This window comes from Streptomyces smyrnaeus, assembly GCF_017676345.1.
Classification (GTDB): Bacteria; Actinomycetota; Actinomycetes; order Streptomycetales; family Streptomycetaceae; genus Streptomyces; species Streptomyces smyrnaeus.
In genome coordinates this window covers 120,408-145,717 of record NZ_JAFFZM010000003.1, presented here as the reverse complement: position 1 = coordinate 145,717, position 25,310 = coordinate 120,408, and the positions used below count along the sequence as shown (strand labels likewise).

The following is a 25,310-nucleotide window of genomic DNA, read 5'->3' as shown; positions in this document are numbered from 1 at the left end:
ATGAGAGAGCAAAGGGATCAGGGCTTGCGGGCCACGGCGCCGAACTGGGCGACGGCTTTCTCGTCGGCTGCCACATATCCGGGCCGCCACTGCGCGCACGAGACGATGCCGGGCTCCAGCACCTCCAGCCCCTGGAAGAACCGGGCGATCTCGGCACCGGTGCGGGCGGTGATGGGGGGTGTGGCGTTCTCGTTCCAAAAGCGCATCGCTTCGACGTTGCCGGCACCGCCCAACTCCAGAGTGGGATGCGTCAGCACCAGATAGCTGCCGGAAGACATGGCCGCCATCAGGGTCTTCACGATGCCTTCAGCCTCGTCCGTGTTGTCGATGAAGTTGAGAATGCCCAGCAGTATGACGGCGACCGGTTCGGCGAGGTCGAGGGTGTCCGTGGCGGCGTCGAGGATGGCTTGCGGCTGGTGGGCGTCGGCGTCGATGTAGTCCGTTTCCCCCTCCGGGGTGCCTGCGAGCAGGGCACGGGCATGGGCGAGCACGGTGGGATCGTTGTCGACGTAGACGATCCGTGAGGTGGGGGCCACGGCCTGGGCCACCTGGTGGGTGTTCTCGACGGTCGGCAGCCCGGTGCCGATGTCGAGGTACTGCCGGATGCCCGCCTCGCCCGCCAGAAACCGTACGGAGTGGCCGAGGAAGGTGCGGTCCGCGCGGGCAACCTCGCGGATGATGGGAAACATGCTGGTGATGTGGTCGCCGACCTGCTGGTCCACGTCGTAGTAGTCCTTGCCGCCCAGCCAGTAGTTCCACACCCTGGCGTTGTGCGCGACGTGGGCGACCGGGGGCGTCTCCCCTGGAGGGTCGCTGCGCTCGCTCACGTTGGTGCCCTCTCCACTCGACGCTGCGCCCAGGAGCTGTGGGCCGAGTCTAGGCCGGGCCCTCGGCGCTCCAATAGTGCAGCGCCGCGTCGCGCCCCGCTCGGCGCAGAAGAGGGATTGGTGCTTCCTCCAGGTGAACCTGGCAGATGCTATAGAAAGGAGAGACAAAGATTGCAGATGCGAGCTCAGACCCCATACGTTGACGCACATGCAGTCATACACCATCGGGCAGGCCGCACGACTGCTCGGCGTCAGCCCGGACACGGCTCGGCGGTGGGCTGACGCCGGCCGAGTCGCCACCCACCGTGACGAGAGCGGGCGACGGCTGATCGAGGGACGCGATCTGGCCGCCTTCTCCGTCCAGCTCGGGCAGCACGCCGGCGAGGACGAGGAGACCCCCTACACCTCGGCGCGCAACGCGTTTCCCGGCATCGTCACCGCCGTCAAGCTCGGCGATGTGGCGGCTCAGGTCGAGATCCAGGCGGGTCCGCACCGGCTGGTCTCCCTGTTGACCCGGGAAGCCGTCGAGGAGCTGGGGCTGGAGGTCGGGATGCAGGCCACTGCCCGGGTGAAGTCGACAAACGTCCACATCGACTGCCCCTGAGGCCTCGGGGTCGAGTCCGCTGTTCGAGCTGCGTTCCGTCGCCCCTCCATCCCTCTTTGCCCCTCCACCCCTCTTTGCCGCCCCTCCGTCCCTTCGCCCCTACGTCCCCCCGCCCGTCGGGCCTTGCCTTCCTTTCCTTGGGGGCTTGTGCCTCAGCTGCCTCACCGGGAGTTCCGCCCATGCATGCGATCCCTCTGACACCTCGCCGAGTGCTCGCCGCGCTCGTCACCGTCGCCGTGCTCGTTCCGCTCGCCGCGTGCGGGAGTGGCGGAAGTGGTGGTGGCGGTGGCGCGGGTGAAGGGGGAAAGACCGAACTGACCGTGCTCGGCGCCGCGTCCCTCACGGACGTGTTCCAGAAAGCGGGTAAGGCCTACGAGAAGGAGCACCCCGACACCAAGGTGAAGTTCTCCTTCGCCGGATCGCAGGCACTGGCGGCACAGGTCGAGCAGGGCGTGCCCGCAGATGTGCTGGCCACGGCGGACACCGCCACCATGGGCGGCCTCAAGGGCGAGACGGGCAAGCCGACCGTCATCGCCAGGAACCGGCTCGTCATCGCCACCGAAGAGGGCAACCCGAAGCACGTCGAGCGCCTCGAGGATCTGGCGGACAGCAAGCTGAAAGTGGTGCTGGCGGCGCCCGAGGTGCCGGTCGGGCGCTACGGCAAGCAGGTGCTGGATGCCCAGAAGCTGAAGGTCGAGCCCGTTTCCGAGGAGCCGAACGTCCGGGCGGTGCTCAGCAAGGTCGAACTGGGCGAGGCGGACGCGGGTCTCGTCTACAAGACCGACGCCGCCACGGCGCCCAAGAAGGTGGACGCCATCGACATACCGGACAGCCAGAACGCCATCGCCTCCTACCCCGCCGCCACCCTCAAGCAGTCCCAGCACCAGAAGGAGGCTGCGGCATTCGTGAAGTGGTTGAGCACGCCCCAGGCCCAGAAGGTGCTGCGTGGCGCGGGTTTCCAGCGCCCATGACCCGCCCGCACCACCACGGAGAGCCTCACGCGCACCCGGCGGCGCGTCGCGTCCGCGCCCGCATCCGAACCGGCACCGGCACCCGCACCCGCACCCGGCCGCCTACGCCGTTCGCGCTGGCGGCGCCCGCGCTGTTGGCGATCGCGTTCTTGCTGATGCCGTTGCTCGGCATCCTGGCGCGAACCGAGTGGGCGGAGTTGGGCTCGCATCTGAGCAGCGAGGGCGTGACGGAGGCGGTAAAGCTTTCGTTGCTGGTGTCCTTCTGCGCGCTCGAGCTCTCGCTCGTACTGGGCGTGCCGCTGGCCTGGCTGTTGGCGCGGGTCAGCTTCCCCGGCAAGGCGCTGGTGCGTTCGTTGGTGCTGTTGCCGATGGTGCTGCCGCCGACCGTGGGGGGCGTGGCGCTGCTGCTGGGTTTCGGGCGGCGCGGGCTGCTGGGGCCTTGGCTGGAGGAGACATTCGGCATCGTGCTGCCGTTTCACACCTCGGGGGCGGTGGTCGCGGCGACATTCGTGGCGATGCCGTTCCTGGTGATCAGTCTGGAGGGGACCCTGGCGGGGTTGCGGCCCGCCTATGAGGAGACGGCGGCCTCGCTGGGCGCCGGGCCGCTGCGGGTGTTCTGTACGGTCACCTTGCCACTGGTCGCCCCGGGGCTGGCGGCGGGCGCGGCGCTCACCTGGGCACGGGCGCTCGGCGAGTTCGGGGCCACGATCACATTTGCCGGAAATCTTCCGGGGGCGACACAGACGCTGCCGCTCCAGGTGTATCTCCTGCTCCAGGAGCAGCCGGAGGCGGCGACATCGGTCTCGCTGCTCCTGCTCGCCATCGCCATGGCGGTACTCGTCGGACTGCGCGGTCGCTGGGCGGGCACCGGGCGCTCCCGGGCCACACCCACCCCGCTCCTCGACGAGATCGCCCCGCCGCCCGGTACACCCGACCCCGCCGGTACGAAGGGCATCAGCAATACGGGCGGCAGCCCCGCTGACGGCACCACCGCTAATGGCACAGGCGCCGGCGTCAGCACCACCGGTGACACCAGTTCCCCCACCGGTGCGGCTGGCCCCACTGGAACAGGTGAACCGAGTGGCCCGGGTGGCGTCGGCGGTGGTTGGCCGTTGCATGCCCGTGTCACCGGGTTCACCGAGCTGACGCTGGATGCCGAGCCCGGCACCACCGTCGCCGTCGTCGGTCCCAACGGGGCCGGTAAGACGACGCTGCTGCGTGCCCTCCTCGGTCTCACTCCGCGCGCACACGCAGAGCTCCTGCTCGGCGAGCTGCCGGTCGGCTCGCTGCCTTCGCACCGACGCGGTGTCGCCTGGGTCCCGCAGGACGGTGCGCTCTTCCCACATCTGACCGCTCTGGCGAACACGGCGTACGGGCTGCGTGCCCAGGGAGTACGCCGTACCGAAGCGCGCCGCCAGGCACAGGCGTGGCTGACACGGCTGGGGGTCGGGCACCTGGCACACCGCAGACCGGGGCAGCTCTCCGGCGGCCAGGCCGGGCGGGTGGCGCTGGCCCGAGCGTTGGCGGGGCGGCCCCGGCTGCTGTTGCTGGACGAGCCACTGGCAGCGCTCGACCAGACGACGCGGGCACAGGTACGGCACACACTGCGCGGCCATCTCGCCGGGTTCGGTGGCGTCTGTCTGCTGGTCACACACGACCCGGTGGAGGCGGTCTCACTGGCCGACCGGGTACTGGTGCTGGAGGACGGCCGGGCTGTCCAGGACGCTCCGCCCACCGAGGTCACCCGGCATCCGCGCTCGCCGTGGGTGGCACGGATGCTCGGGCGCAACGCGCTGGCGGGCACGGCGGCGACGGACGGCACGCTGGCCCTGGACGCCGGGGGCAGCCTGGTGGTCGCCGACCCGGTCGGGGAGGGGACCGCCGTGCTGGCGGTCATCGCTCCCGAGGCGGTCGCCCTGCACCGCCGGCGCCCGCACGGCAGCCCGCGCAATGTGTGGCCGGGGACGGTACGGGAGATCACGGCGGTCGGCAGTCGGCTGCGGGTGCTCGTCACCTCGGCCAACGGTCCGGACCTGGTCGCCGAGATCACCACGGAGGCCGCTGCCGAGCTCAGGTTGGCGGACGGTGCCGAGGTCTTCACCAGCGTCAAGGCAACGGAGATCACCCTCGTGGAGAGATGAGCCCTCTCACGGGCCGCGACGGAGGTACACGGCGCCATTGCCTTTCAGTTCGGGATAATGACCGAGCACACCACCAGATCGTTCAGTAAAGCGAACGCAACCCGTGAGGGAAGGGAGGGGACCGTGAGCGGTCCCGAGGGGTCGATCCGGGGAATGCTGGCGCTCAACCTGAAGCGGGCGCGAGCCCAGCGGGGGTTGTCGATCTCCGAGCTGTCGCGCCGCTCCAAGATCGGCAAGGCGACGCTGTCCCAGCTGGAGTCCGGCACCGGAAACCCCACCATCGAAACGGTCTTCAGCCTTTCGCGCGTTCTCGAGGTGCCGATCTCCGACCTGCTGGACGCCCAGCAGCCCGCTGGCCTGCGCGTGGTCCGGGCCAAGGATGTCGAGATGCTCAGCGGCCAGGGCATCGACCTTCGCCCGCTGCAGCGGATCGAGTCGGGGCAGGCCGTCTTCGAGGTGTACGACCAGCAGGTCAGAGCCGGTGAACGGCGGGATTCACCGGGCCACGTCGGTATCGAGCACACCGTCGTGCAGGCCGGCCGGCTGGAGGTGACGGTCGACGGGCAGGAAGTGGAACTGGAGGCCGGGGACTACGTCGGCTTCGACGCCACACTGCCGCACAGCTATGCCGCCGTGGAGGGGGTCGTGCGCTCGGTGCTGCTGCTCCAGTACCGGTCGGACCAGCGCCTGGACCCGAACGCCCCGCACTCCCTGCCCGGTGAGGGCACCCCATGCGGTGACTGACCGACCGCGCAACCGTGCGGCCATCCACCGCGCCGTCGTCGGGTACGCGTGCGGATACGCGGGGCCGGGATACGCGGGGGCCGGGGTACGCGGGCCGGGGCACGCCGGGGGACGCGGGGATACGCAGGGCGGGATACGTGGGGTGGGGTCGCGGTTGGAGACGACCCACGGCGGGCACGGCGCGGTCGCACCGTTGACACCCCCCGGGCGCTGGCATAGCGTCCCTCTCGTTCGCTTTAACGAACGAGGAGGGTTCGATGAACGGAACGCGGGCCGTGGTGCTCGGGGCCGGCATCATCGGAGCGGCCTGTGCTCGCGAACTCGCCCTGGCCGGGCTGGAAGTGACGCTCCTCGACCGGGGCGGCGCCGGGGCGGCCACCACCTCGCACGGCGAGGGCAACGTACTCGTCTCCGACAAGGGCCCCGGGCCCGAACTCCGACTGGCCCAACTCTCGCGGCGCCTGTGGCCGGAGGTGCTGGCGGCAATCGCGGAACGCTCCCCCGCGGGAGCGCGGTGTGTGGAAGCGGCCGAGTGGGACCCCAAGGGCGGCATCGTCGTCGCCACCACCGAAGCCGGGGCCCACGGGCTCGCGGAGTTCGCCGCCACCCAGCGCGCCGCCGACGTGCGGGCCGACACCCTGACGACTGACGCGCTCCGCGCAGCCGAACCCTGCATCACCCATGCGCACACCGCAGCCGTCCACTACCCCGAAGACGCCCAGGTGCAGCCCGCAGGCGCGGCAGCGGCGCTGCTCACCGACGCCCTCGCGGCAGGCGCCAGGCTGCGGACCGGCGAAGAGGTGCTCGCCGGGGTGGTGACCCGCGGCGGCCGGCTGACCGGTGTACGCACACCCGGTGGGGTGGTGGAGGCCGATCTGTTCGTCAACGCGGCCGGTCCCTGGTCGGGCGCGCTCGGTGCCCGACTCGGCGCGCCGGTGGCCGTCGAACCCCGTCGCGGCGACGTCCTGGTGACGACGCCGCTGCCGCCGACCGTCTTCCACAAGGTCTACGACGCCGACTACGTGGGCGCCGTGGGCAGCAGCGAGGAGGAGTTGCAGACCTCGGCGGTGGTCGAGTCGACGCGGGCGGGCAGCGTACTGATCGGCTCCTCGCGGCGCCGGGTCGGCTTCGACGACCTGCTGCGGCCCGAAGTGCTGTCCGCCGTCGCGGCCAAGGCGCTGCGGCTCTTCCCGTCACTCGCCGGTGTGCCGGTGATGCGGGCGTACGGCGGTTTCCGGCCGTACGTGCCCGACCATCTGCCGGTCGTCGGCGCCGACCCCCGGCTGGCCGGGTTGTGGCACGCGAGCGGTCACGAGGGCGCCGGGATCGGGCTTTCGGTCGGCACCGGACGGCTGCTGCGAGATCTCGTACTCGGTGAGCCGACCGAGATCGACGCCCACCCGTTCCGGGTGGACCGCCCGGCCGTGCTCACGCCCCCGCCCGAATCCCGGCAGCAGAACCGGAAACAGGGCCGGAAACAGAACCGAGAACAGCGCCGGAAGCTGGAAATGGAGCAGGACCAGGACCAGGACCAGGAGGGGGCATGAGCCCGCGACTCGTACCCGTCGAGAGCGACTCCACCGGCCGCCGGGACCGGCCGTTGCGCATCACCGTCGACGGCGAGCCGGCCGACGGCGTCGAGGGGCAGACGGTGGCCGGTGTACTGCTCGTCTCCGGCCGGCTGGCCTGGCGCGAGGGCCCCTCCGGTGCCGGGCGCGGGGTGTTCTGCGGCATCGGTGTCTGCTTCGACTGCCTGGTGACCGTCAATGGCGACCGCGACGTACGCGCTTGCCGACGGCGGGCCGTGGACGGCGACGTCGTGCACACCCAGTCCCGTGCCCGGACCGGCCTCTGCCCCGGTACACCCGGCACACAGGCCGCCTCCCGGGCCGAAGCGCAGGCCGGCCCGCAGACCGGGGAGGGCGAGTGACCCCCCGGCACGTGGGGGTCGTCGGTGCGGGACCGGCCGGGTTGGCGGCGGCGCACGCGGCGCTGGCGGCGGGCGCCCGGGTGACGCTGATCGACGCCGCCGAGCAGCCGGGCGGCCAGTACCACCGCATGCTGCCCGAGGCGTACGCGGCGGAGCGTCCCGGACGACTCCAGCACGGGTGGCAGGAGTTCGAGCGGCGCCGCCGCCAGGTGCTGACGCATCGGCGCTGCAGTTGGCTGCCGGAGACCTCGGTCTGGGCGCTGGAGCGCCACGAAGGCAACCCCGAACCGGCCGCACCGGGTGGTCCGGCGGACCCGACCGGACGGCCACCGCGCGTGCATCTGCTGTGCGGTGGTCCCGCCGACGGCTCCGGACGTGGGCGGCGGACACTCGACGTGGACGCGCTGGTGCTGGCGACCGGTGCGCACGACCGGGTGCTCCCCTTCCCCGGTTGGCAGTTGCCGGGGGTCTTCACCGCAGGCGCCGCACAAGCGTTGGCCAAGGGGGAGCGGGTGGCCGTCGGCGAGCGTGCCGTGGTCGCGGGCAGTGGACCGTTCCTGCTTCCGGTGGCCGCGTCCTTGCTGGAGGCGGGCTCCACCGTGCTGGAGGTGCTGGAGGCCAACACCGCGGGCACCGTGGCCCGGGGCTGGGGCAGCCGTCCCTGGGAGCTGGCCGCGCAGCTGGGCAAGACGCCCGAACTCGCCGACTGCACCGCCGCGATGGCCCGCCACCGGGTGCCCTACCGGCTGGGCTGCACGGTCGTCGAGGCGCGGGGCGAGGGCCGTGTGGAGGAGGTCGTCACCGCCCGGTTGCGCCCGGATTGGTCGGTGGTCGGCGGGAGCGAGCGCACCGTGCCGGTCGACGCGCTGTGCATCAGCCATGGTTTCAGCCCGCAGTTGGAGCTACCGGTGGCGGCCGGGTGCGCTCTGCACGGCGACCGTGGCCGACCCGGGCTCGGGAGCGGGACCGGTACCGGTACCGGGGAGTTCGTGCTGGTGGACGACGAGCAGCGCACCAGCGTGCCCGGCGTCTTCGCCGCCGGGGAGGTCACGGGGATCGCCGGGGAGCCGGCCGCGCGTGCCGAGGGCGCGGTGGCGGGGTGGTCGGCCGCCGGTGGCGACCGGTCCGCACGGGCGCTGCGCGTACTGCGGCGCAGCCGGGACCAGGGGCGGGCCTTCGCGCGCCGACTCGCCCGCGCACATCCCATCGGGGCGGGCTGGCCGGGCTGGCTGCGTGCGGACACGGTGGTGTGCCGCTGCGAGGAGACCGACTTCGGGGCCCTGTGCGCGGCGTTCGGAAGCGAGGCGGAGGCGTCGCCCCGAGTCGCCAAGCTGGGCACCCGGGCCGGGCTCGGGCCCTGCCAGGCCAGGATCTGCGGCCCCACCGTCTTGGAGCTCCGCGACCGGCTCGGTGCCCGGCCCGATGCCGGACCGATCCCCGGGCGCAGGGACGGGCCCGGGGGTGGAAACAGGGCCAGGGGTGAGGACAGGGCCGGGGATGGACCCCGCGAGCAGTCCGCCGAAGGGCTGCCCGCCGCCACCCCGCACCGCAGGCCGATCGCCCAGCCACTCCGGCTCGGCGAGCTCGCCGCTTCCCCGGAGCCCTGGGGCACTGCTCCTTCGGGCACCGCCCCCGACGCCACTCCGGGCACCCCCGAGATCGCCACCCCCGACATCACCGTTCCCGACGCCACCACCCCCGGCACCGCCGAGCGAACCGATCCGACCGATCCTTCGGAGGAGAGCACTTCATGAGCGAAAGCAAGAAGCCGCCCCGGGCCGCGCAGGGTCTCGGTGGCGTGGTTGTGGCAACAGCACTCCCGTACTACGAGAAGGCATCGGCGCCCGCCGGACTGGCCGTCGACTACGACCGCTACGCCGAGCACTGCCGCTGGCTGGTGGCGAGCGGCTGCGACGGTGTCGGACCCAACGGTTCGCTGGGCGAGTACTCGTCGCTGACGGATCAGGAGCGCCGCACCGTGGCCCGTACGGCGATCGAGGCGGTGGGTGACGCGGGCAAGGTCGTCGTCGGGGTGCACGGGGTCGGCTCGCACCAGGCGCGGCACTGGGCCGAAGTCGCCGCCGAGGACGGTGCGGACGGGGTGCTGTGTCTGCCCCCGACGATGTACCGCGCCAACGAGCAGGAGATCGTGGACCACTTCGCCGCGGTGGCCTCGGTCGGTCTGCCGGTGATGGTCTACAACAACCCCTTCGACACCAAGGTCGATCTGACACCGGAGCTGCTCGCTCGGATGGCGCAGATCGAGAACATCGTGGCCGTCAAGGAGTTCTCCGGCGATGTCCGCCGTGTGCTGGAGATCAAGGAGCGGACCGCCGGCAGCGGCCTGGAGGTCGTCAGCGGTGCCGACGACGTGGTGCTGGAGAGCCTGCTGATGGGCGCGACCGGCTGGTTCGCCGGGTTCCCCAACGTCTTCCCCGCCGAGTCGGCGCGGCTGTTCCAACTGGCCACCGAGGGGCGCCTGGAGGAGGCGCGGGCGCTGTACGAGCCGCTGGTGGCGGCCTTCCGCTGGGACTCGCGCACCGAGTTCGTCCAGGCGATCAAGCTCGGTATGGAGCAGGTCGGCCGGTTCGGCGGCCCCTGCCGACCGCCGCGCGGGCCGCTGCTCCCGCAGCTGCGGGAGCGGGTGGAGGCCGACATGGCGCGGGCGATCTCCGCCCTCGCGGAGCGGGGGGCGGCCTGATGCGGTCGGTCCGTTCGCTCAGCGCCGTCGATTCGCACACCGAGGGCATGCCGACCCGGGTCGTCACCGGCGGCCTGCCGCCGATCCCGGGCGCGACGATGGCCGAACGTCGCCGCTACGCCGTCGAGCATCTGGACGAGTTGCGCAGATTCCTGGTGGACGAGCCGCGGGGGCACCCGGCGATGAGCGGTGCGCTCCTCCAGCCGCCGACCCGGCCGGACGCCGACTGGGGTGTGGTCTACATCGAGGTCAGCGGCTTCCTCCCGATGTGCGGGCACGGCACGGTCGGGGTGGCGACCGTGCTGGTGGAGACGGGCATGGTCCCGGTGAGCGAGCCGGAGACCACGGTGCGGCTGGACACTCCGGCCGGGCTGGTGGAGGCCCGCGTCACCGTGCGGGACGGGATGGCCGAAAAGGTCACCCTGCGGAACGTGGACGCGTTCGCGCTGGAGCTGGACGCCACCGTGCGGGTGCCGGGACTGGGCGAGGTCGGCTACGACATGGCGTACGGCGGGAACTTCTACGCCGTCGTCGAACTCGACCAGCTCGGGCTGCCGTTCGACCGGACACGCAAGGACGACATCCTCGCCGCGGGCCTCGCCGTCATGGACGCCGTCAACGAGCAGAACCGGCCGGTGCATCCCGTCGACCCCGGCATCAGCGGCTGCAAGCATGTGCAGTTCCTGGCGCCGGGCTCGGACGGTCGGCACTCGCGCAACGCCATGGCGATCCACCCCGGCTGGTTCGACCGCTCCCCCTGCGGTACCGGCACCTGTGCGCGGATGGCGCAGCTGCACGCGCGGGGTGAGCTGCCGCTGGATACCGAGTTCGTGAACGAGTCGTTCATCGGCACCCGGTTCACGGGCCGACTGCTGGAGACCACCGAGGTCGGCGGGTTGCCCGCGGTCGTGCCCGAGTTCTCCGGGCGCGCCTGGATCACCGGCATGGCAACCTATCTGCTGGACCCCCGGGATCCGTTTCCGCACGGCTTCACCCTCTAGAGCCCGCCCGGTACGGCCGCCCCGGCCCACCCCCGTCCTGCTCGATCCGGCCCGCTCACTCATGAGAACGAGTCCCACTCATCCGTGGGACGACTCCTCCAGCAGCCGCAGGGCGAGCGCCTTCAGCTCCGGGGACGCTTCCGCGGCGTTCCCGGAGTCGAACGGGGGCTGAGGGTCGTACTCGACGGCGAGTTGGATCGCCTGCGCGATGCGCTCCCCGGCGATCAACGACGCGAGGTGGAGCGACATGTCCACTCCCGCCGAGACCCCGGCGGCGGTGACGATCTTGCCGGACCGGACGTAGCGCTCCGGCACGTACGTCACGTCGAAGGTGGACTCCAGATATTCGGCGGAGGCCCAGTAGGTGGTCGCGCGGCGCCCGTCCAGCAGTCCGGCCGCGGCCAGGATCAACGATCCGGTGCACACGGAGGTCGTCCACCGGGTGTGCCGGTGCATACGGCCGATCCACTCCAGTATCCGCTCGTTCTTCATCGCCGCCGTGGTGCCGCGATTGCCGGCGCCGGGCACCAGCAGCACATCCAGCCGGTCGACCTCGGCGAGCGAGCGGTCCGCCATGACGGCCACGTCACCGGTGTCGGTACGGACCGGACCACGCCGCTCCGCCACCATCGTCACCGCCGCGTCAGGCAGTCGGGACAGCACCTCGGCAGGCCCCGTGGGGTCCAGCAGGCTGTAGCCGTCGTACAGCAGGATGCCGATGTCGAGATCACGGCGGCGGGGCTGTGCGGCGTGCGCGGTCCCGGTCTGCGTCGCGGCGACGGCGGCGAGCGCGGAAGCCGCCGCCGCACCCCGCAGCACCGCACGACGCGCCGTCGAAGAGGTGCGGGAGCTGGAAGGCGTGGTCGGGGTCGAAGGCGAGGACGGGGTCGAAGGGGTCATGGCTCGGGATTCTGCGCACGGGCGGCGCCGCGGGGCCGCGGCATGTCCGGCATCCTGCGAATCGTGTCCCCGCCGACGCCGTAGAGGTCCAGGAACGCCTGCCGGAGCGTCTGCGGCGACCGGAACCCGCAGCGCCGGGCGATGGCGGCCAGCGGCAGCGCGCTGGACCGCACCAGATGCGCCGCCGCCTCGGTCCGCGCCGCCCGTACGGCGCGGCTCGGTGTGGTGCCCAGGTGGGTGGTGAACAGTCGTGTCAGATGGCGGGTGCTCACCCCCGCCCGGGCGGCCAGCGCACGCGGGCTGAGGTCTTCGGACAGGTGACCGGCGATGTGGCCGGCCAGGTCCCGCACCAGCCGGTCGCCCGGCGGCGGAGCGGCGAGGAACATGCTGATCTGCGCCTGGTCGGCGGGTCGGTGCAGATAGGAGACGAGTTCGCGGGCGACGGCGCGGGCCAGCGTCGGCCCGTGGTCATCCTCGATCAGCGACAGCGTCAGATCCAGCGCGCTGGTCACCCCTGCTGAGGTGTAGATGTTGCCGTCGCGGATGTGGAGCGGTCCCACGTCCACCGCGACTCCGGGGTGCTGCGCGGCCAACTGCTCGCCGAACCGCCAGTGCGTGGTGACGCGCCGGTTGTTGAGCAGTCCGGCCGCGGCCAGTACGTAGGTGCCGGTGCAGACGGAGGCGACACGCCGGCTCTGCCGCGCCAGCCGCCGTACCTGTGCCAGCAGCCGCGCGTCGGCCGCCGCGGTCGCGTACCCGGCCCCGCCCACCACGACCAAGGTGTCCAACTGCCCGCCGACCGCCTCCAGATCGCACCCGGCGCCGAGCACGATCCCGGCCGAACTGCGCGCGGCGCAACGCCCCAGGGTGCCCAGTTCGACGGCGTACGGCGGAGTGGCGCCGTGCCGGTTGGCCAGCTCCAGGGCGCTGCTGGGCGAGGCGATGTCGAGTATCTGCGCATCGTCGTAGGCCACAAGAAGCACGCGCCGCCGGTTCTCCATACCGCCGATACCATCACGCCCGAAGCCACCCCGGGCGCCGCACCGACTGCCAGCCTTCCCGCTACCCCTCCTCCCCCCCCGGATCGCTCACAGCACAAACGTGGTGACAGCGCCGTCCCGTGCAGGCAGGCTCAGGCCCATGAAGAACCGAGAGTTCATCGACATCCTCAGCCGCGAGGGCCGTCTCTTCGCGGACGCCGTCGAACAGGCCGACCCCTCGGCCCCCGTTCCCACCTGCCCCGACTGGACGGTGCGTGACCTGGCCCTGCATCTGGGTGCGGTGCACCGCTGGGCGGCGGACATGGTCCGGGAGGCCCGTGCCGAGCCCGTACCGCCGTCCAGGCCCGCCGGGTTGGCCGACGAGGCGCTCGGGCCGTGGCTGCGGGAGGGGCACGGGTTGCTGGTCGAGGCGCTGGAGTCGGCTCCGGACGATCTGACCTGCTGGACGTTCATGCCCGCGCCCTCCTCGCTGGCATTCTGGACGCGGCGCCAGGCGCACGAGACGGCGGTGCACCGGGTGGACGCCGAGTCGGCACTCGGCGCCCCCCTCTCCCCCGGCTCCTCATCGACAACCGAGCTCGCCGTACAGGAGCTCGCTGCGGAGTTCGCCGCCGACGGGGTGGACGAGCTGTTGTGCGGCTTCTACCCCCGGCGCGGTACGCCGGACGGGTTCGCCGGCGATCCCCGTACGGTCCTCGTGCGGGCGACGGATGTGGACGGGGCCGTCTGGGCCGTCTTCCTCGGCGATCCGGCGCGGGCGGAGCGCGTCACCGAGCCACCGCCCGCACCGGACTGCGTGTACGAGGGCACGGCCGAGGACCTCTACCTCACGCTGTGGAACCGGCGCCCGCTGTCCGACCTCGGCATCACCGGGGAGGTGTCCGTGGCGCATCGCTGGCGCGAGGTGTTCCGGCCGTGATCGCACCGTCCTGGCCCGTACGGTGGGCGGCGCGCCGGGCGGCAACGGCCCGCGCCACCCCGCCCACCAGCAGGGCGAGCGCCACCAGCAGCGCACTCACCCACAGGGGCGCGCGGTAGCCCGCACCCGCGCTGAGCGCGAGGCCACCGGCCCAGGGTCCGAGCGCCGCGCCGACGTTGAGCGCCGCCGTCGCGAAGCCGCCCGACAGGGTCGGTGCCTCGGCTGCCGCGTACAGGGCCTGCGAGATGAGCGTCGAGCCGACCGCGAAGGACAGGGTGCCCTGGACGAGGACGAGAGCGACGGCCGCGAGCTGGCTGCCCGCCGCCAGCGCGAACAGTACCCATCCGGCGAGCAGCGCGGCCCCGCCCACGGTCAGCAGCCGCAGCGGGCGGGTGTCGGCGACCCGGCCCGCCGCGGTGACGCCCAGGAAGGAGCCGAGACCGAAGAGCGCCAGCAGGATCGGCACCCAGCTGTCGCCGAATCCGGCGACGTCGGTGATCAGCGGGGCGAGGTAGGTGAAGGTGCAGAAGGTGGCGCCGTTGACCAGTGCGCCCAGCAGCAGCGTCACCAGCAGCCGCGGTCCGCGCAGCGCCCGCAGCTCGCGGGACAGGCTCACGGACCGTCCGCCCTTCGCCGGGACGGGTCCTCCGCCCTTCACCGGGTCCGTGTGCTGTGGGACCGCCTGCGCCGGGGGCTCGTCCGCGCCCGCCTGCGCCCCGGTGTCGTGCGCGCCGGGCAGCGACCGGACGAGGGCGAACAGCGCCGGGGCCGACACCAGGGCCACCGCCCAGAACGCCGAGCGCCAGCCCCACGCCTGCCCCAGTACGGCGCCTGCGGGCACCCCGGCGACACAGGCGAGGGTCACGCCGCTCAGCAGCACCGAGGTGGCCCGGCCCTTGGCGTCGGGCGGCACCATTCCGGCGGCGGCGGTCAGTGCGACGGCGAGGAACCCGGCGTTGGCCAGCGCCCCCAGTACACGGGTGACCACCAGCACCGCGAAGCTCGTCGTCACCGCGCCCACCACATGCACCAGCAGGAAGGCGCTCAGGAATCCCAGCAGCGCCCGTCGTCTGTCCCAGCGACGGCTCAGCACCGCCATCAGCGGCGCGCCCACGATCATCCCGACGGCGAACGCCGAGGTCAGCAGCCCGGCCGCGGAGACGGACACCTCCAGCTCCGCGGCGAGGTCCGGGACGAGCCCGGCGAGCATGAACTCCGACGTTCCCTGGGCGAACACCGCCAGCGCGAGAACGTACAACACAAATGGCATGAAAACTCCGCAATCCACTCGGATCGGAATCGACGAGGACAGCGGTAGGCGCGCACGCCACCCGGCGACAGGGCGTGCCTGAGGGAGCCGCTGGAAGATCCGGGACCCGCCGGAGCCCCCGAAGAAGGAGCACCGGGCCGGGAAGGCAGCGGCATACGTCAGGAAGAGAGTCCGTCCAGCCGGGCGCGCGGCAGCACTACCGCGGAAGAGCCCGGGACACGGCGATCCGATGGCGTTCGGCGAACGCGGGAAGCAGACAGCGCGAAGCAGCCACCGGAGGGCCGGTGGCTAGAGTCTGGAAGCCTCAGGACTGGACACGCCCGCACTCTAACCGGGCCGCGCCGTCGGAAGCCAAGCAATTTATGGGCAGGAAGCCATGACGAACACCCGGGACTTGTTCGACTTCATCGCCTACACCGCCCGCCTGCGGGAGGTGGAGCGGCACAACCGGGCCACGCCCGAGCGGCGCGAGTCGGTGGCGGAGCACTCCTGGCATCTGGCGATGGTGTGCTGGGCACTGCACATGGAATTCGAACGGGAGAGCGGACTACGGCTCGACCTGGAACGGATGCTGAAGCTGTGCCTGATGCACGACGTGGTGGAGATCGACGCGGGTGACCCCTCCGCCTGGCACACAACAGGCGGGAGCACGCAGACGGAGCAGGCCCGCGCACAGGAGAAGACCCGTACGGAGGAGAAGGCCCGAACCGAGGAGGCGGTGGCGCGCGAACGGTTCGGTGCGCTGCCGGCACCGCTCGGCCCCGAACTGCTCGCCCTGTGGTGGGAGTACGAGGACGGCGCCACCCCCGAGGCCCGCCTGGTACGAGGCGTCGACCGCCTCAACCCGGCGCTGATGCGGCTGCTCACCGGCCAGGGCTGGTCCGACGTCGGCGCCGACGCCGCGGCGCTGGACCGCCTCCAGCTTCCCCGCGTCAGCGCCAGCCCGGTCCTGACGGCGCTGTACGAACAGGTACGGGAGGCAGCGGTCGCCCGCGGCCTGCTGTACCCCTGAGGCAGCGGCCGGGCCTCAGCTCCGAGTCAGGGGTGGTCGGCGCGGGCGGCGGCGAACAGCACAGGTGCGGCGAGCCGGACCGCGCTACCGCCTCCGGGCCGGGGCTGTCCTGTGCTACGGGCCCGCGTCCGTCCGCCGGGGCGGCTGCGGCGGATGCGGCGGCCAGGGGCCCAGTTCGGGCAGACCGGCCTGGCAGCGGGGCGGGCTGTCGGGCACCCGCCCGGCCAGCCATGCCGCCAGATCCCGTACGCCGCCGCGCACTTCGCGGACCGGTGCGGTGCCCTCACGGGCAGGTGCGGTGCCTTCCCCGCCCGTGTGCCAGCGCCGGTCCAGGTCCGTGGCGACCAGGCAGATGCCGTGCGGCAGTCTGCCCAGCAGGAAATCAAGGGCATGGGCCGCCAGTTGCGGGGGCCAGGCGGCCGGGCCGATACCGAGGCCGAGATCGACCATATGGATCCACACCTCGCGCCAGCGCGCGAACACCGTCGCGGCGATGTCCGCGTCACGGAACGCGACGGGACGCCGCCAGTCCTCCGCCCCCGCCCGCGACCATACGGCCATCAGCGTCCGGGTGTGTCCGGCCAGCGCCGCCCGGTGCTCTGCGGCCGTACGCCCGGCCGTGGCCTCGATGATCGCGTCACGCTCGGCCTGGCCCCCTTCGTAGGTGGGAACCCGCTCCCCGCGCAGCGCGTGCTCGGCGAGGCGGGCGAACATCCGGGCGTTGTCGGTCAGATGCGCCAGCACATGCCCGCGGGACCAGCCGGGCAGTGCGGAGGGCGCCCGCACCTGGTCGTCGTCCACATCGGCGAGCAGTTCCCGAAGCACCCGCTGGGCCTCGGCCACTTCCGCAACAGGAGGTATCACAGGCACCAACACTAAGCCCCCGCCCCGCATCGGGCCGCCTGGCTGATCCGAGCAGTACCGCCTGCTGCTGAACGAGGGAGCCACATGGCAGTTCGCTCAGTGGGACGGTGCGACCAGTCCCGCTTCGTAGGCGAGGATCACGAGTTGCACCCGGTCACGCGCATCGAGCTTGGCCAGCAGCCGGGTCAGATAGGTCTTGGCGGTGGCCACACTGAGGGAGAGCTGGTCGGCGATTTCGGCGTTGGACAGGCCCTTGCCCACCAGGGTGAGCACCTCCCGTTCCCGGTCGGTGATGCGATCGAGTTCCCTCCGCCGTGGTGGCGTCGCGGCCGGGCGGCGCGCGAACTCCTTTATCAGTCTGCGGGTGACGCTCGGTGCGATGAGGGCGTCCCCGGCGGCCACGGTACGGACTGCGGCGAGGATGTCGTCCAAGGCCATGTCCTTGACCAGGAACCCGGACGCGCCGGCACGCAGCGCTCCGTAGACGTAGTCGTCGTCGTCGAAGGTCGTCAGCACAACCACGCGTGCGGCGCTGGTGCCCGTGGTGATCAGGCGGGTGGCCTCGATGCCGTCCGTGCCGGGCATCCGGATGTCCATCACCACCACGTCGGGAGCGACTTCCCCGACCAGCCGGACCGCTTCGGCGCCGTCCTCGGCCTCGCCCACGACCTCGACGTCCGTGGTGTCGGTGATCACCATCTGCAACGCGGCGCGGACCAGGGGCTGGTCGTCGGCGAGTACCACTCTGACGGTCATCCGGCTCCAGCCTTCGCTACGGGCCCGGTCCCTGCCGCTTCCGCTGTCGGCACCGGTAGCCGGGCGGCCACCTTGAAACCGCCCCCCGGACGCGGTCCGGCGGTGAAGCGACCGTGCAGCAGGGCGACCCGCTCCCGCATACCTGCCAGACCGAATCCGGTCTGCGGGGTCTTCGTGTGCGTACTGCCGCCCCTTCCCCGGTCGACGACCTCGATGCCGAGCTCGTCCTCACGGTATTCGACTGTCACCTGACAGCCCTCAGCACCCGCGTGCCGTACGACGTTGGTCACCGCTTCCTGGACGATCCGGAACGCAGCGAGGTCCGTGTCGGCCGGGAGCGGTCGGCGTTCGCCCTGCCACCGCACTTCCACGCGGACACCGGCGGCCGTGGTCGTCGCGGCGAGCCGTTCCAGGTCCGCCAGACCGGCGGCCGGCCGCAGCGGAGCCCGGGAATGTCCCTGGTCGTGGCGGTCGGTCGGTTCCTGATCCCGGGGGCCGGGCTCCTGTTCCTGGTCGGCCTGCCGCAGGGCGCCCAGCAGCCGCCGCAGTCCCGCCAGGGTGTCACGCCCGGTGTGTTCGACGGTGAGCATCGCCTCGCGGGCCTTGGCCGGCTGTGTCTCGACCACCCGGGCCGCGGCTCCGGCTTGCAGGGCGATGATGCCGATGCTGTGGGCGACCGTGTCGTGCATCTCGCGGGCGATGCGCAGCCGTTCGGCGGTGACCGCCTGAGCGGCGGTCCGGGCGTGCAGCTCTGCGGTGTGGGCACGGGCCTGGTGCAGCGAGTTGCCGATGAGCCAGGCGATGACGACCGTGAGGGCGACGAACGGTTCGGAGGCGGTACCCGCTTCCTCTCCCGTGAGCCGGCGCAGCACGAGGTACCCGGCGAGCACGCCCAGCGCCCCGGCGGCCGCGATGATCGCCGTGCGCCGGGGTCGGGTGGCCGCGACGTAGCAGAGGGCGACATCCACCCCCAGGAACTGCAGGGGCACGACTTCGTCCTGCCGCCAGGCCACCGACGCGACGACCGTGCCGACGATCAGCAGACCGTACGCCACCGCCGTGCGACGGCGCAGCAGCGCGCTGCCGGCCAGCACCGCCAGGAAGGCCAGGGCGAGCAGCACCCGAGCAGTGAGCGGGTCGAGGCCGTCGCGGGGATAGCTCAGGGAGTACTCGTGCCGCTGCGGCATCAGGACGTACTCCACGATGGGCTGCACTGCTGCCGCGCCCCACACCAACGCCGTCCACACACCCGGCGGTACGCGCTTGAGCAGCGGCAACGGCGGCGGCAACGGTGCGGAGGCGGACATGCCGAAATGGTAGGCGCGTACCCGCGACAGGGCATCGACCTGCGGTCGTACAACCAGGGTCGACACCCGCGCCCGGCGATTGTCAGCACCGGCCCGACGACGAGTGGGGGCGCCGAACGACACCGTGGGCGCCATGATCCAAGTCAACGGACTCACGAAGCGATACGGCGGCACGACAGCCGTCAAAGACCTGACCTTCACCGTGCGCCCCGGCCAGGTGACCGGATTCCTCGGGCCGAACGGCTCCGGCAAGAGCACCACGCTCCGGGTGATCCTCGGCCTGCACCAGCCCACCAGCGGCACGGTCACCGTTGCGGGCCGGCCCTTCCGTGACCGCCCTCGCGGCCTGCGCCATGTCGGCTCCCTCCTGGACGCGCACGACGTGCACGGCGGACGCAGCGCGGCGGCGCAGCTGTCGGCGCTGGCCCGCAGCAACCGCATCCCGCGGCGCCGGGTGGACGAGGTGCTGCGGGAGGTCGGTCTCGCCGAGGTCGCCGAGCGCCGCATCGGCGGGTTCTCGCTCGGTATGAAACAGCGGCTGGGCATCGCCTCCGCCCTGCTCGGCGACCCACCGGTACTGCTCTTCGACGAGCCGCTCAACGGCCTGGACCCGGAGGGGGTGAAGTGGGTGCGTGAGCTGTTCGAACGGCTCGCCGCGGAAGGCCGCACCGTGTTCGTCTCCAGCCATCTGATGTCGGAGATGGAGCACACCGCCGACCAGCTGATCGTGATCGGCCGGGGCGAACTGGTCGCGGCGGAGAGCCTCGCGGAGTTCTCGGCCCGCGGCACCCGGCAGAGCGTCACCGTGACCACGCCCGCCGCGACCGCACTGAAGGAACTGCTGACGGCTGAGGGCGCGGCTGTCCGTCTGAAGGGTGAGCGACTCACCGTGACCGGCCCGACGGCGGTGCGGATCGGCGACATCGCCCGACGGCACGGTCTCCCGCTGCACGAGCTGTCCACCCGCTCCGCGTCGCTGGAAGAGGCCTTCATGGAGCTCACAGCCGACCGTGTCCAATACCCCGGAGGAGATCCCCGATGACCGCGACCGCCGCCCCGACAACGGACGTGTCCGACCGCGAAGGCGCCACCCGCCGACCCCCCGCCCGCTTCGGCGACCTGGTCGCCGCCGAGTGGATCAAACACCGGTCGCTGCGCTCGACCTGGATCGCCTACGGAGCCACCGCCCTGGCCGTCATCGGCTTCAACGCGGGCATCGCCTACGACACCTACAGCCACTGGACGCTGCAGATGTCGAAGGACCGCGCCGCCTTCGAACGGGACGGGATAGCGCTGCAGGAGGCGTTCACCCCGAACGCCGCTCTGCTCATGGCCCTCGCCCTCGGCACCATCGGCGCCCTGGTGATCGTCGGGGAGTACAGCACGGGCACCCACCGGACGACGTTCGCGGCCGTCCCGGCCCGCCGCTCGGTGATGGCCGCCAAAGCAGTCGTCGTCACGGTGGTCACGACCGTCTTCGGCCTGGTCGTCGCCGGTGCCTCCTTCGCTGTGACGCAGGCGATTCTCGACCGCCGGGACGCGGGCGTCTCCCTCGGTGACCCGGGAGCCTTCCGTGTCGTTGCGGCCTCCGCACTCCTCGCGCCGGTGTGTGCGCTCGCCGGGCTCGCGCTCGGCGCCGCCATCCGACACACCGCCTCCACCATGATCACCTCGGTCGTGGTCCTCCTCGTGCTGCCGCTGTTCCTGACCGACGGCCGCCACTGGTCGGCTGTCGCCGGACACGCCCTGCCCTACCGTGCGTGGCTGCGGCTCGTCGATGTCAACTACTCCCCGACGGCCTTCCCGTGGACCGTCGGCGGAGCCTGGACCGTCTACGCGGTGTGGGCGTGCGCCGCCTGCGCTGTCGCCGTCACCAGCGTCCACCTGCGGGACCAGTGAGTGGTCGAGGTCCGCAGAGTGCTGCTCGCTCCGTGCTGCCGCCCGCGGATCCACGGCGGCAGCAGGGCGGCAGCACGGCGGCAGCACCCGGAAGGCGCGGACAGGACTGATACTTGCCGCTACCTCGGTGATCCCCCGGCCGCCGTGGCCGTCACCGCCGCCGTCACCGCCGCTGTCGCCGCCTCGGCCTCGTCCAGTAGCCGGCGCAGACGTGCCGTCAGGGCCGGGCCCGCGTCCAGGAGCGGGCCGCGTACCGGGCCCGCCGGCAGGCCGCGCGCGTTGAGCAGAGCCTTCGTGGCGACGGTGCCCGGCTGGCCGGTCATCACCGCCTCGGTCAGCCGGGAGAGCGCCAGATGGCGCCGCGCCGCCGACTCGTGCGCCCCCGCGTCGTAGGCGTCGAGCACCCCGCACACCAGCGGCGCCGCGACATTGGCGACGGTGCTGATGCACCCGGCACCGCCGATCGCCCGCAGCGGCAGCGCGAACTCGTCACAGCCCGCGTAGTAGGCCAGTCCGGTGTCCGCCATCACCCGGGAGGACTTGATCAGGTCGTACGCGCAGTCCTTCACCCCCTTGATGCGGGGGTGCTCCGCGAGCCGCAGCAGCGTGTCGGTGGTCAGTACGGTTCCGGTGCGGCCCGGGATGTCGTAGAGCAGCACCGGCAGCCCGGTGGCGTCGGCAACCGTGCGCAGATGGTGCGCGACGGCCTCCTGGGTGGGACGCGAGTAGTACGGCGTCACCACCAGCAGGCCGTCGGCGCCGGCTGCTTCGGCGGCGCGGGAGAGCTCGACACTGTGGCGGGTGTCGCTGGAGCCGACACCCGCCACCACACTCGCCCGGTCCCCCACTTCCGCCACCACGGCACGTACGAGCGCGGTCTTCTCGTCGTCCGAGGTGGTCGGCGACTCCCCCGTCGTCCCGCTGAGCACGAGGGCGTCACACCCTCCCTCGTCGACCAGATGCCCGGCGAGGCGCCGGGCACCCTCGACATCAAGCTGCCCCGCGGCGTCGAACGGGGTGACCATGGCTGCTGCGATACGGCCCAAGGGCCCGGTGGTGGTCGGCATGGCCGGAGTGTGCGGCCGGCAGGGCCCGCGCACCATTTAATTGACGTGAAGCCGGCGCGTAAGCAGTGCTTCACCGTGCGCCGCCGGTCATGGTGGACCGGCGGCGCACGGTGGGCCGCCGGTCTGGTGGGCGACCGGTCAACGGGTGCCGCGCTCACCGCCGTTGACGTTCAGCACCTGCGCCGTGATGTCGCGGGCCGCGGACGAGGCGAGGAAGGCGACGGCTCCCGCGATGTCCTCCGGCAGGCCCGGACGCCCCAGCGCGGTGGAGGCGATCAGATGGTCGCGCCGCTCGGGCGTGAGGTGGTCGCGGAAGAACTCCGTCTCGGCGATGTAGCCGGGCGCGACCACGTTCGCCGTGATGTCCCGCTGCCCCAACTCCTGCGCCAGGCCCAGATTCCACGAGGCGAGGCCCGCCTTGGCCGCGCCGTAGGCGCCCGCCCCCTTGTCGGCCGCGATGGAGCCGATGCTGACGACGGCGCCGCCCTCGGCGAGCCGGTCCTCGACCGCCTTGGTCGTCAGCGCCGCGCTGACCAGGTTGGCGTCCAGGTTCGCGCGGAACCGCTGCGCGAACGCCGCCAGCGGGCCGGGCCCGGTGTCCGTGTCGTCGGCGGGTGCCGCGTCGAAATCGGTGTTGCCGCCCGCGTTGTTGACCAGGACGTCGAGCCGCTCCGGCAGCCGAGGCAGCAGTCGGGCCACCGCCTCGGGGTCGGTGTGGTCGCAGACCACGGCTTGTGCGCCGATCTTCTCGGCCGCCGCCTCCAGCGGGGCCTGCCGTCGCCCCGTGATGACGACCGTGTCCCCGTTCTCCGCGAAGTGCCGCGCCACGGCCAGCCCGATGCCTGTCGCACCGCCGGTGACCAGGATGCCGCGTGCCATACAGTGTCCTCCAGGATCATTCAGACCTAAATTTAGATCTAAACGTAACCGGGAGAAGGAGCCATGGCAAGCGACGACCACCCACTGGACAGCGCGTCCGACTACCCGGTGGCGGACATCGCCGCAGCATGGGAGCGGGAGCGCCCCGGCACGCCCGTCTCCTCCATCGGCATCGTCACCCCGCTGTGGCGGCTGGCCAAACTGCTGGGCGACGACCGCCGCCGCGTGCTCGCCCGCGCGGGCGTGGACACCGCCACCCTGGACCTGCTCAGCGTGCTGCGGCGGGCGGGCGAGCCGTACGCCCTCACCACTCGGGAGCTGGCCGACCGGTCCATGATCACCGCGGGCGCCATCTCGCAACGGGTGGCCCGCGCCGAACGCGAGGGCCTGGTCACCCGGCGCCCCGGGAACGCCCCCCGGACGCAGGGCGGAGCGGGCCGCCGCCGCTCGGTCGTGGTGGAGCTGACCTCGGCCGGGCACCGGCTGGTGGAGTCCACCGTCGATCAGGTCCTCACCCGCGAAGCGGACCTGATGACAGGCCTCGACCCCGATCAGCAGAACCAGCTCGCCGAGTTGCTGCGTGTCCTCCTTCAGGATGTCCAACGACGGTTGAACGATCACCGATTGACACAAGTGGGAGAACCGGAGTGAGGACTGTCGACTCCCCTTTCACTGTAGTAACTTTAAGTGATCAAAACTGCGGGTGATTCGTACCGCCGTCGCCCACGGACAGAGAGCTGAGAGAACTTGCGCATGAAAAAGCAGGCCGGCACAGCGATGTGGACCGCAGCAGCCCTGGCCGCGTCCCTCCTCCTGGGCGCGTGCGGGGGCGACGGCGACTCGGACGACAAGATCGACGGCGCCAAGGACGGGAGCAAGGCCGCCACCAAGTCCCCCTCGCCGTCGAAGAGTTCGAACACCGGTGGGCGCAAGGCGCCCGACGAGATCAAGCTGGCGAAGGACGCCAAGAACGTCTTCGAGGACACCGAGACGGGCGACCCGAAGAAGGACGAAGTCCTGGCGGACAACCAGGCGCGGATCAACCTGGTGGACCGAATCATCACCACGGGCAAGGACGCCGATCAACTGAAGTTGTACGCCGATGGCCAGGCGTTCATCAGCGCCACCAAATACATCAAGGCCTACAGCGACGATCACTACAGCTGGGCAGGCGTCACCCGGTACTACAACCAGCAGGTCGAATTCCTCAGCAGCAGCACCGCGCAGGTCTCCTACTGCGTCGATGACTCGAAAGCCAACGACAAGAACCTCAAGACGGGCAAGCTCGACCACTACGAGTCAGGTGACAAGAGGGACACGCTGGAAACCAGCCGCTTGCGGCGGAGCAAGAGCGGAATCTGGCAGTCATATTCCAGCCAGACAAAACGGGGAGCAGAGGAATGCGAAAAGTAGCCAGGACAGGCGTCGCTCTTTCTTTGGTCGTCGGAGTCTCCCTCTCCATGGCGACCCAAGCGCACGCCGAGAAGAAGCGGGGGGACCGGGCCGCCGGCTCTGCCAACAACGGAAAGGTCGCCTCCCAGGTCTCGCACGTCCGGATAACCGGCGGTGGCGGTGGCGGAAAAGGCACCGTCAAGCTGAACCCCAAGGACCCCAACTGGGAAGCTCCTGCGTGCTGGTATGAGCCGAAGACGACGCCCAAGGAGCTCAAGGAGGAGATGGAGAGCCTGAAGCCGAAGAAGCCGAAGAAGGACAAGGAGGAGGAACCGATCATCGGGGCCGGCGCCGACGCCACTGAGCTCTCCAACGCCCTCCTCGGCCAGGCCAAGAACGTTCTGGACAACTACTACCAGACCGACAAGTACGAGGACTACAACATCGACCAGCAGGGCAAAGGCATGTTCTGGGAGGGGGTGCGGAATCCCAACCGCGCGGACGACCCCGAGGCCGACGCCTGCAGTGAGCACGCCATCTGGGTACCCAACGGCAAGCCGCCCAAGAGCATGCCGCTCGCGGTCAGCCCGAAGATTCTCGCGGAGTACGCGTACGAGGAGCTGCCCATCCCGGGGACCGACATATCGATGAACCCGGAGGACAAGCAGACGGTCAACCTCGACACCTGGGTGTGGCTCGACAAGGGGAAGTTCAAGCCGGTGGACGTGACCGCGTCCCTGGATCTGGAAGACGGCACCCACCTTTCGGCGACCACCACTGCGAAGCCCACCTCGCTCACCCTGGAACCGGGTACGTACGACGCCAAGACGTATCCCGGCTCGGGAAAATGCGTGGTCAAGAATGGGCAGTTGGGTGAGGAGTACTCGGTCGGCAAGAAGGACGAGACCCCGCCCTGCGGGATCAGGTATCTGCGGGCCAGCGGCCAGAACGGTTCCTACCCGCTGAAGGCGACGCTCACCTGGGACATCTCCTGGAAGGGCTCGGACGGGACCAGCGGCGATCTGCCGTCCGGCTCCTTCAGCACGACCGAGAACGTCACCGTGAAGGAGATCCAGTCCATCGTCCGCGACTGACGGGGCACGGGCGAGTACCAGACCGCCAAGA

The 25,310-nt window shown here is 71.5% G+C and carries 25 protein-coding genes; 16 read left to right on the top strand and 9 right to left on the bottom strand.

What is annotated here, in order from left to right; genetic code table 11:
• Positions 1-17: 17 nt before the first annotated feature.
• The gene (locus tag JW613_RS06775; RefSeq protein WP_209209788.1) at positions 18-827 is read right to left on the bottom strand and encodes an SAM-dependent methyltransferase; all 810 of its coding nucleotides are present in this window, start codon (positions 825-827) and stop codon (positions 18-20) included.
• Between the two features lie 208 nt (positions 828-1,035).
• Here JW613_RS06775 and JW613_RS06770 point away from each other — a divergent pair, with 208 nt between their 5' ends.
• From JW613_RS06770 to JW613_RS06730, 9 genes are all read left to right on the top strand, one after another.
• On the top strand, positions 1,036-1,431 hold the full coding sequence (locus JW613_RS06770) for a TOBE domain-containing protein (RefSeq protein ID WP_209209787.1): 396 nt from the start codon (positions 1,036-1,038) through the stop codon (positions 1,429-1,431).
• Between the two features lie 179 nt (positions 1,432-1,610).
• Positions 1,611-2,402 carry a molybdate ABC transporter substrate-binding protein gene (gene modA / locus JW613_RS06765; protein WP_209209786.1) on the top strand — a complete coding sequence of 264 codons (792 nt, stop codon included), beginning with the start codon at positions 1,611-1,613 and terminating at the stop codon, positions 2,400-2,402.
• Positions 2,399-4,543 carry an ABC transporter permease gene (locus JW613_RS06760; protein ID WP_209209785.1) on the top strand — a complete coding sequence of 715 codons (2,145 nt, stop codon included), beginning with the start codon at positions 2,399-2,401 and terminating at the stop codon, positions 4,541-4,543. Before modA ends, JW613_RS06760 begins: the two co-directional genes overlap by 4 nt.
• 123 nt (positions 4,544-4,666) lie before the next feature.
• Positions 4,667-5,287, top strand: a complete 621-nt coding sequence (locus JW613_RS06755; RefSeq protein WP_209209784.1) for a helix-turn-helix domain-containing protein — start codon at positions 4,667-4,669, stop codon at positions 5,285-5,287.
• 257 nt (positions 5,288-5,544) lie between these two features.
• Positions 5,545-6,834: an NAD(P)/FAD-dependent oxidoreductase gene (locus JW613_RS06750; RefSeq protein ID WP_209209783.1), complete on the top strand. Its 1,290-nt coding sequence runs from the start codon at positions 5,545-5,547 to the stop codon at positions 6,832-6,834.
• Positions 6,831-7,217 carry a (2Fe-2S)-binding protein gene (locus tag JW613_RS06745; protein WP_209209782.1) on the top strand — a complete coding sequence of 129 codons (387 nt, stop codon included), beginning with the start codon at positions 6,831-6,833 and terminating at the stop codon, positions 7,215-7,217. The genes JW613_RS06750 and JW613_RS06745 overlap by 4 nt, the downstream gene beginning before the upstream one ends.
• The gene (locus JW613_RS06740; protein WP_209209781.1) at positions 7,214-8,971 is read left to right on the top strand and encodes an NAD(P)/FAD-dependent oxidoreductase; all 1,758 of its coding nucleotides are present in this window, start codon (positions 7,214-7,216) and stop codon (positions 8,969-8,971) included. Before JW613_RS06745 ends, JW613_RS06740 begins: the two co-directional genes overlap by 4 nt.
• Positions 8,968-9,918, top strand: coding sequence for a dihydrodipicolinate synthase family protein (locus JW613_RS06735; RefSeq protein ID WP_209209780.1), 951 nt, complete (start codon positions 8,968-8,970; stop codon positions 9,916-9,918). The genes JW613_RS06740 and JW613_RS06735 overlap by 4 nt, the downstream gene beginning before the upstream one ends.
• The gene (locus JW613_RS06730; protein WP_209209779.1) at positions 9,918-10,919 is read left to right on the top strand and encodes a proline racemase family protein; all 1,002 of its coding nucleotides are present in this window, start codon (positions 9,918-9,920) and stop codon (positions 10,917-10,919) included. The genes JW613_RS06735 and JW613_RS06730 overlap by 1 nt, the downstream gene beginning before the upstream one ends.
• Before the next feature lie 78 nt (positions 10,920-10,997).
• On the opposite strand, the gene JW613_RS06725 is transcribed toward JW613_RS06730, so the two are convergent.
• Positions 10,998-11,819, bottom strand: a complete 822-nt coding sequence (locus JW613_RS06725) for a DJ-1/PfpI family protein (protein ID WP_209209778.1) — start codon at positions 11,817-11,819, stop codon at positions 10,998-11,000.
• Positions 11,816-12,802: a GlxA family transcriptional regulator gene (locus JW613_RS06720; protein WP_372447917.1), complete on the bottom strand. Its 987-nt coding sequence runs from the start codon at positions 12,800-12,802 to the stop codon at positions 11,816-11,818. Before JW613_RS06720 ends, JW613_RS06725 begins: the two co-directional genes overlap by 4 nt.
• Positions 12,803-12,959: 157 nt before the next feature.
• Between JW613_RS06720 and JW613_RS06715 the strand changes: the two genes are divergently transcribed.
• Entirely contained in the window at positions 12,960-13,739 is a 780-nt protein-coding gene (locus tag JW613_RS06715) for a maleylpyruvate isomerase family mycothiol-dependent enzyme (protein ID WP_209209776.1), read from the top strand.
• Here the strand turns inward: JW613_RS06715 and JW613_RS06710 are convergent.
• On the bottom strand, positions 13,687-15,009 hold the full coding sequence (locus JW613_RS06710) for an MFS transporter (protein WP_209209775.1): 1,323 nt from the start codon (positions 15,007-15,009) through the stop codon (positions 13,687-13,689). The genes JW613_RS06715 and JW613_RS06710 overlap by 53 nt on opposite strands.
• A gap of 376 nt (positions 15,010-15,385) precedes the next feature.
• On the opposite strand from JW613_RS06710, the gene JW613_RS06705 reads away from it, so the two are divergent.
• Positions 15,386-16,021: an HD domain-containing protein gene (locus JW613_RS06705; protein ID WP_209209774.1), complete on the top strand. Its 636-nt coding sequence runs from the start codon at positions 15,386-15,388 to the stop codon at positions 16,019-16,021.
• 114 nt (positions 16,022-16,135) lie between these two features.
• Here the strand turns inward: JW613_RS06705 and JW613_RS06700 are convergent, their stop codons facing one another.
• From JW613_RS06700 to JW613_RS06690, 3 genes are all read right to left on the bottom strand, one after another.
• Positions 16,136-16,864 (bottom strand): maleylpyruvate isomerase family mycothiol-dependent enzyme, encoded by a 729-nt coding sequence (locus tag JW613_RS06700; RefSeq protein WP_307865817.1) that lies wholly within the window; start codon positions 16,862-16,864, stop codon positions 16,136-16,138.
• Between the two features lie 117 nt (positions 16,865-16,981).
• Positions 16,982-17,641 (bottom strand): response regulator transcription factor, encoded by a 660-nt coding sequence (locus JW613_RS06695; RefSeq protein WP_209209772.1) that lies wholly within the window; start codon positions 17,639-17,641, stop codon positions 16,982-16,984.
• Positions 17,638-18,948 carry a sensor histidine kinase gene (locus JW613_RS06690; RefSeq protein ID WP_209209771.1) on the bottom strand — a complete coding sequence of 437 codons (1,311 nt, stop codon included), beginning with the start codon at positions 18,946-18,948 and terminating at the stop codon, positions 17,638-17,640. Before JW613_RS06690 ends, JW613_RS06695 begins: the two co-directional genes overlap by 4 nt.
• Before the next feature lie 133 nt (positions 18,949-19,081).
• Between JW613_RS06690 and JW613_RS06685 the strand changes: the two genes are divergently transcribed.
• A complete protein-coding gene (locus tag JW613_RS06685) occupies positions 19,082-19,990 on the top strand; it encodes an ABC transporter ATP-binding protein (RefSeq protein WP_209209770.1) in 909 nt (302 codons plus the stop codon).
• Complete coding sequence (locus tag JW613_RS06680) at positions 19,987-20,847, top strand: ABC transporter permease (RefSeq protein WP_209209769.1); 861 nt, start codon at positions 19,987-19,989, stop codon at positions 20,845-20,847. Before JW613_RS06685 ends, JW613_RS06680 begins: the two co-directional genes overlap by 4 nt.
• A 119-nt stretch (positions 20,848-20,966) precedes the next feature.
• Here the strand turns inward: JW613_RS06680 and dapA are convergent, their stop codons facing one another.
• Positions 20,967-21,914 (bottom strand): 4-hydroxy-tetrahydrodipicolinate synthase, encoded by a 948-nt coding sequence (gene dapA / locus JW613_RS06675; protein ID WP_209209768.1) that lies wholly within the window; start codon positions 21,912-21,914, stop codon positions 20,967-20,969.
• A gap of 138 nt (positions 21,915-22,052) precedes the next feature.
• Positions 22,053-22,793 (bottom strand): SDR family NAD(P)-dependent oxidoreductase, encoded by a 741-nt coding sequence (locus JW613_RS06670; protein WP_209209767.1) that lies wholly within the window; start codon positions 22,791-22,793, stop codon positions 22,053-22,055.
• Positions 22,794-22,856: 63 nt separating this feature from the next.
• Between JW613_RS06670 and JW613_RS06665 the strand changes: the two genes are divergently transcribed.
• The 3 genes from JW613_RS06665 to JW613_RS06655 all read left to right on the top strand — a co-directional run bounded on the left by JW613_RS06665 (position 22,857) and on the right by JW613_RS06655 (position 25,279).
• Positions 22,857-23,444, top strand: a complete 588-nt coding sequence (locus tag JW613_RS06665) for a MarR family winged helix-turn-helix transcriptional regulator (RefSeq protein ID WP_209209766.1) — start codon at positions 22,857-22,859, stop codon at positions 23,442-23,444.
• A 126-nt stretch (positions 23,445-23,570) separates the two neighbouring features.
• Positions 23,571-24,206 carry a hypothetical protein gene (locus JW613_RS06660; protein ID WP_245225146.1) on the top strand — a complete coding sequence of 212 codons (636 nt, stop codon included), beginning with the start codon at positions 23,571-23,573 and terminating at the stop codon, positions 24,204-24,206.
• 47 nt (positions 24,207-24,253) lie between these two features.
• Complete coding sequence (locus tag JW613_RS06655; RefSeq protein WP_245225145.1) at positions 24,254-25,279, top strand: hypothetical protein; 1,026 nt, start codon at positions 24,254-24,256, stop codon at positions 25,277-25,279.
• The last annotated feature ends 31 nt before the right edge of the window (positions 25,280-25,310 follow it).

Coding starts and splice junctions, on each gene's coding strand:
- JW613_RS06715 (WP_209209776.1), top strand. CDS start 12,960: ATGAAGAACCGAGAGTTCATCGACATCCTCAGCCGCGAGGGCCGTCTC.
- JW613_RS06750 (WP_209209783.1), top strand. CDS start 5,545: ATGAACGGAACGCGGGCCGTGGTGCTCGGGGCCGGCATCATCGGAGCG.
- dapA (WP_209209768.1), bottom strand. CDS start 21,914: ATGCCGACCACCACCGGGCCCTTGGGCCGTATCGCAGCAGCCATGGTC.
- JW613_RS06735 (WP_209209780.1), top strand. CDS start 8,968: ATGAGCGAAAGCAAGAAGCCGCCCCGGGCCGCGCAGGGTCTCGGTGGC.
- JW613_RS06760 (WP_209209785.1), top strand. CDS start 2,399: ATGACCCGCCCGCACCACCACGGAGAGCCTCACGCGCACCCGGCGGCG.
- JW613_RS06710 (WP_209209775.1), bottom strand. CDS start 15,009: ATGCCATTTGTGTTGTACGTTCTCGCGCTGGCGGTGTTCGCCCAGGGA.
- JW613_RS06680 (WP_209209769.1), top strand. CDS start 19,987: ATGACCGCGACCGCCGCCCCGACAACGGACGTGTCCGACCGCGAAGGC.
- JW613_RS06655 (WP_245225145.1), top strand. CDS start 24,254: ATGGCGACCCAAGCGCACGCCGAGAAGAAGCGGGGGGACCGGGCCGCC.
- JW613_RS06730 (WP_209209779.1), top strand. CDS start 9,918: ATGCGGTCGGTCCGTTCGCTCAGCGCCGTCGATTCGCACACCGAGGGC.
- JW613_RS06725 (WP_209209778.1), bottom strand. CDS start 11,819: ATGACCCCTTCGACCCCGTCCTCGCCTTCGACCCCGACCACGCCTTCC.
- modA (WP_209209786.1), top strand. CDS start 1,611: ATGCATGCGATCCCTCTGACACCTCGCCGAGTGCTCGCCGCGCTCGTC.
- JW613_RS06660 (WP_245225146.1), top strand. CDS start 23,571: ATGTGGACCGCAGCAGCCCTGGCCGCGTCCCTCCTCCTGGGCGCGTGC.
- JW613_RS06695 (WP_209209772.1), bottom strand. CDS start 17,641: ATGACCGTCAGAGTGGTACTCGCCGACGACCAGCCCCTGGTCCGCGCC.
- JW613_RS06745 (WP_209209782.1), top strand. CDS start 6,831: ATGAGCCCGCGACTCGTACCCGTCGAGAGCGACTCCACCGGCCGCCGG.
- JW613_RS06770 (WP_209209787.1), top strand. CDS start 1,036: ATGCAGTCATACACCATCGGGCAGGCCGCACGACTGCTCGGCGTCAGC.
- JW613_RS06665 (WP_209209766.1), top strand. CDS start 22,857: ATGGCAAGCGACGACCACCCACTGGACAGCGCGTCCGACTACCCGGTG.
- JW613_RS06670 (WP_209209767.1), bottom strand. CDS start 22,793: ATGGCACGCGGCATCCTGGTCACCGGCGGTGCGACAGGCATCGGGCTG.
- JW613_RS06685 (WP_209209770.1), top strand. CDS start 19,082: ATGATCCAAGTCAACGGACTCACGAAGCGATACGGCGGCACGACAGCC.
- JW613_RS06690 (WP_209209771.1), bottom strand. CDS start 18,948: ATGTCCGCCTCCGCACCGTTGCCGCCGCCGTTGCCGCTGCTCAAGCGC.
- JW613_RS06705 (WP_209209774.1), top strand. CDS start 15,386: ATGACGAACACCCGGGACTTGTTCGACTTCATCGCCTACACCGCCCGC.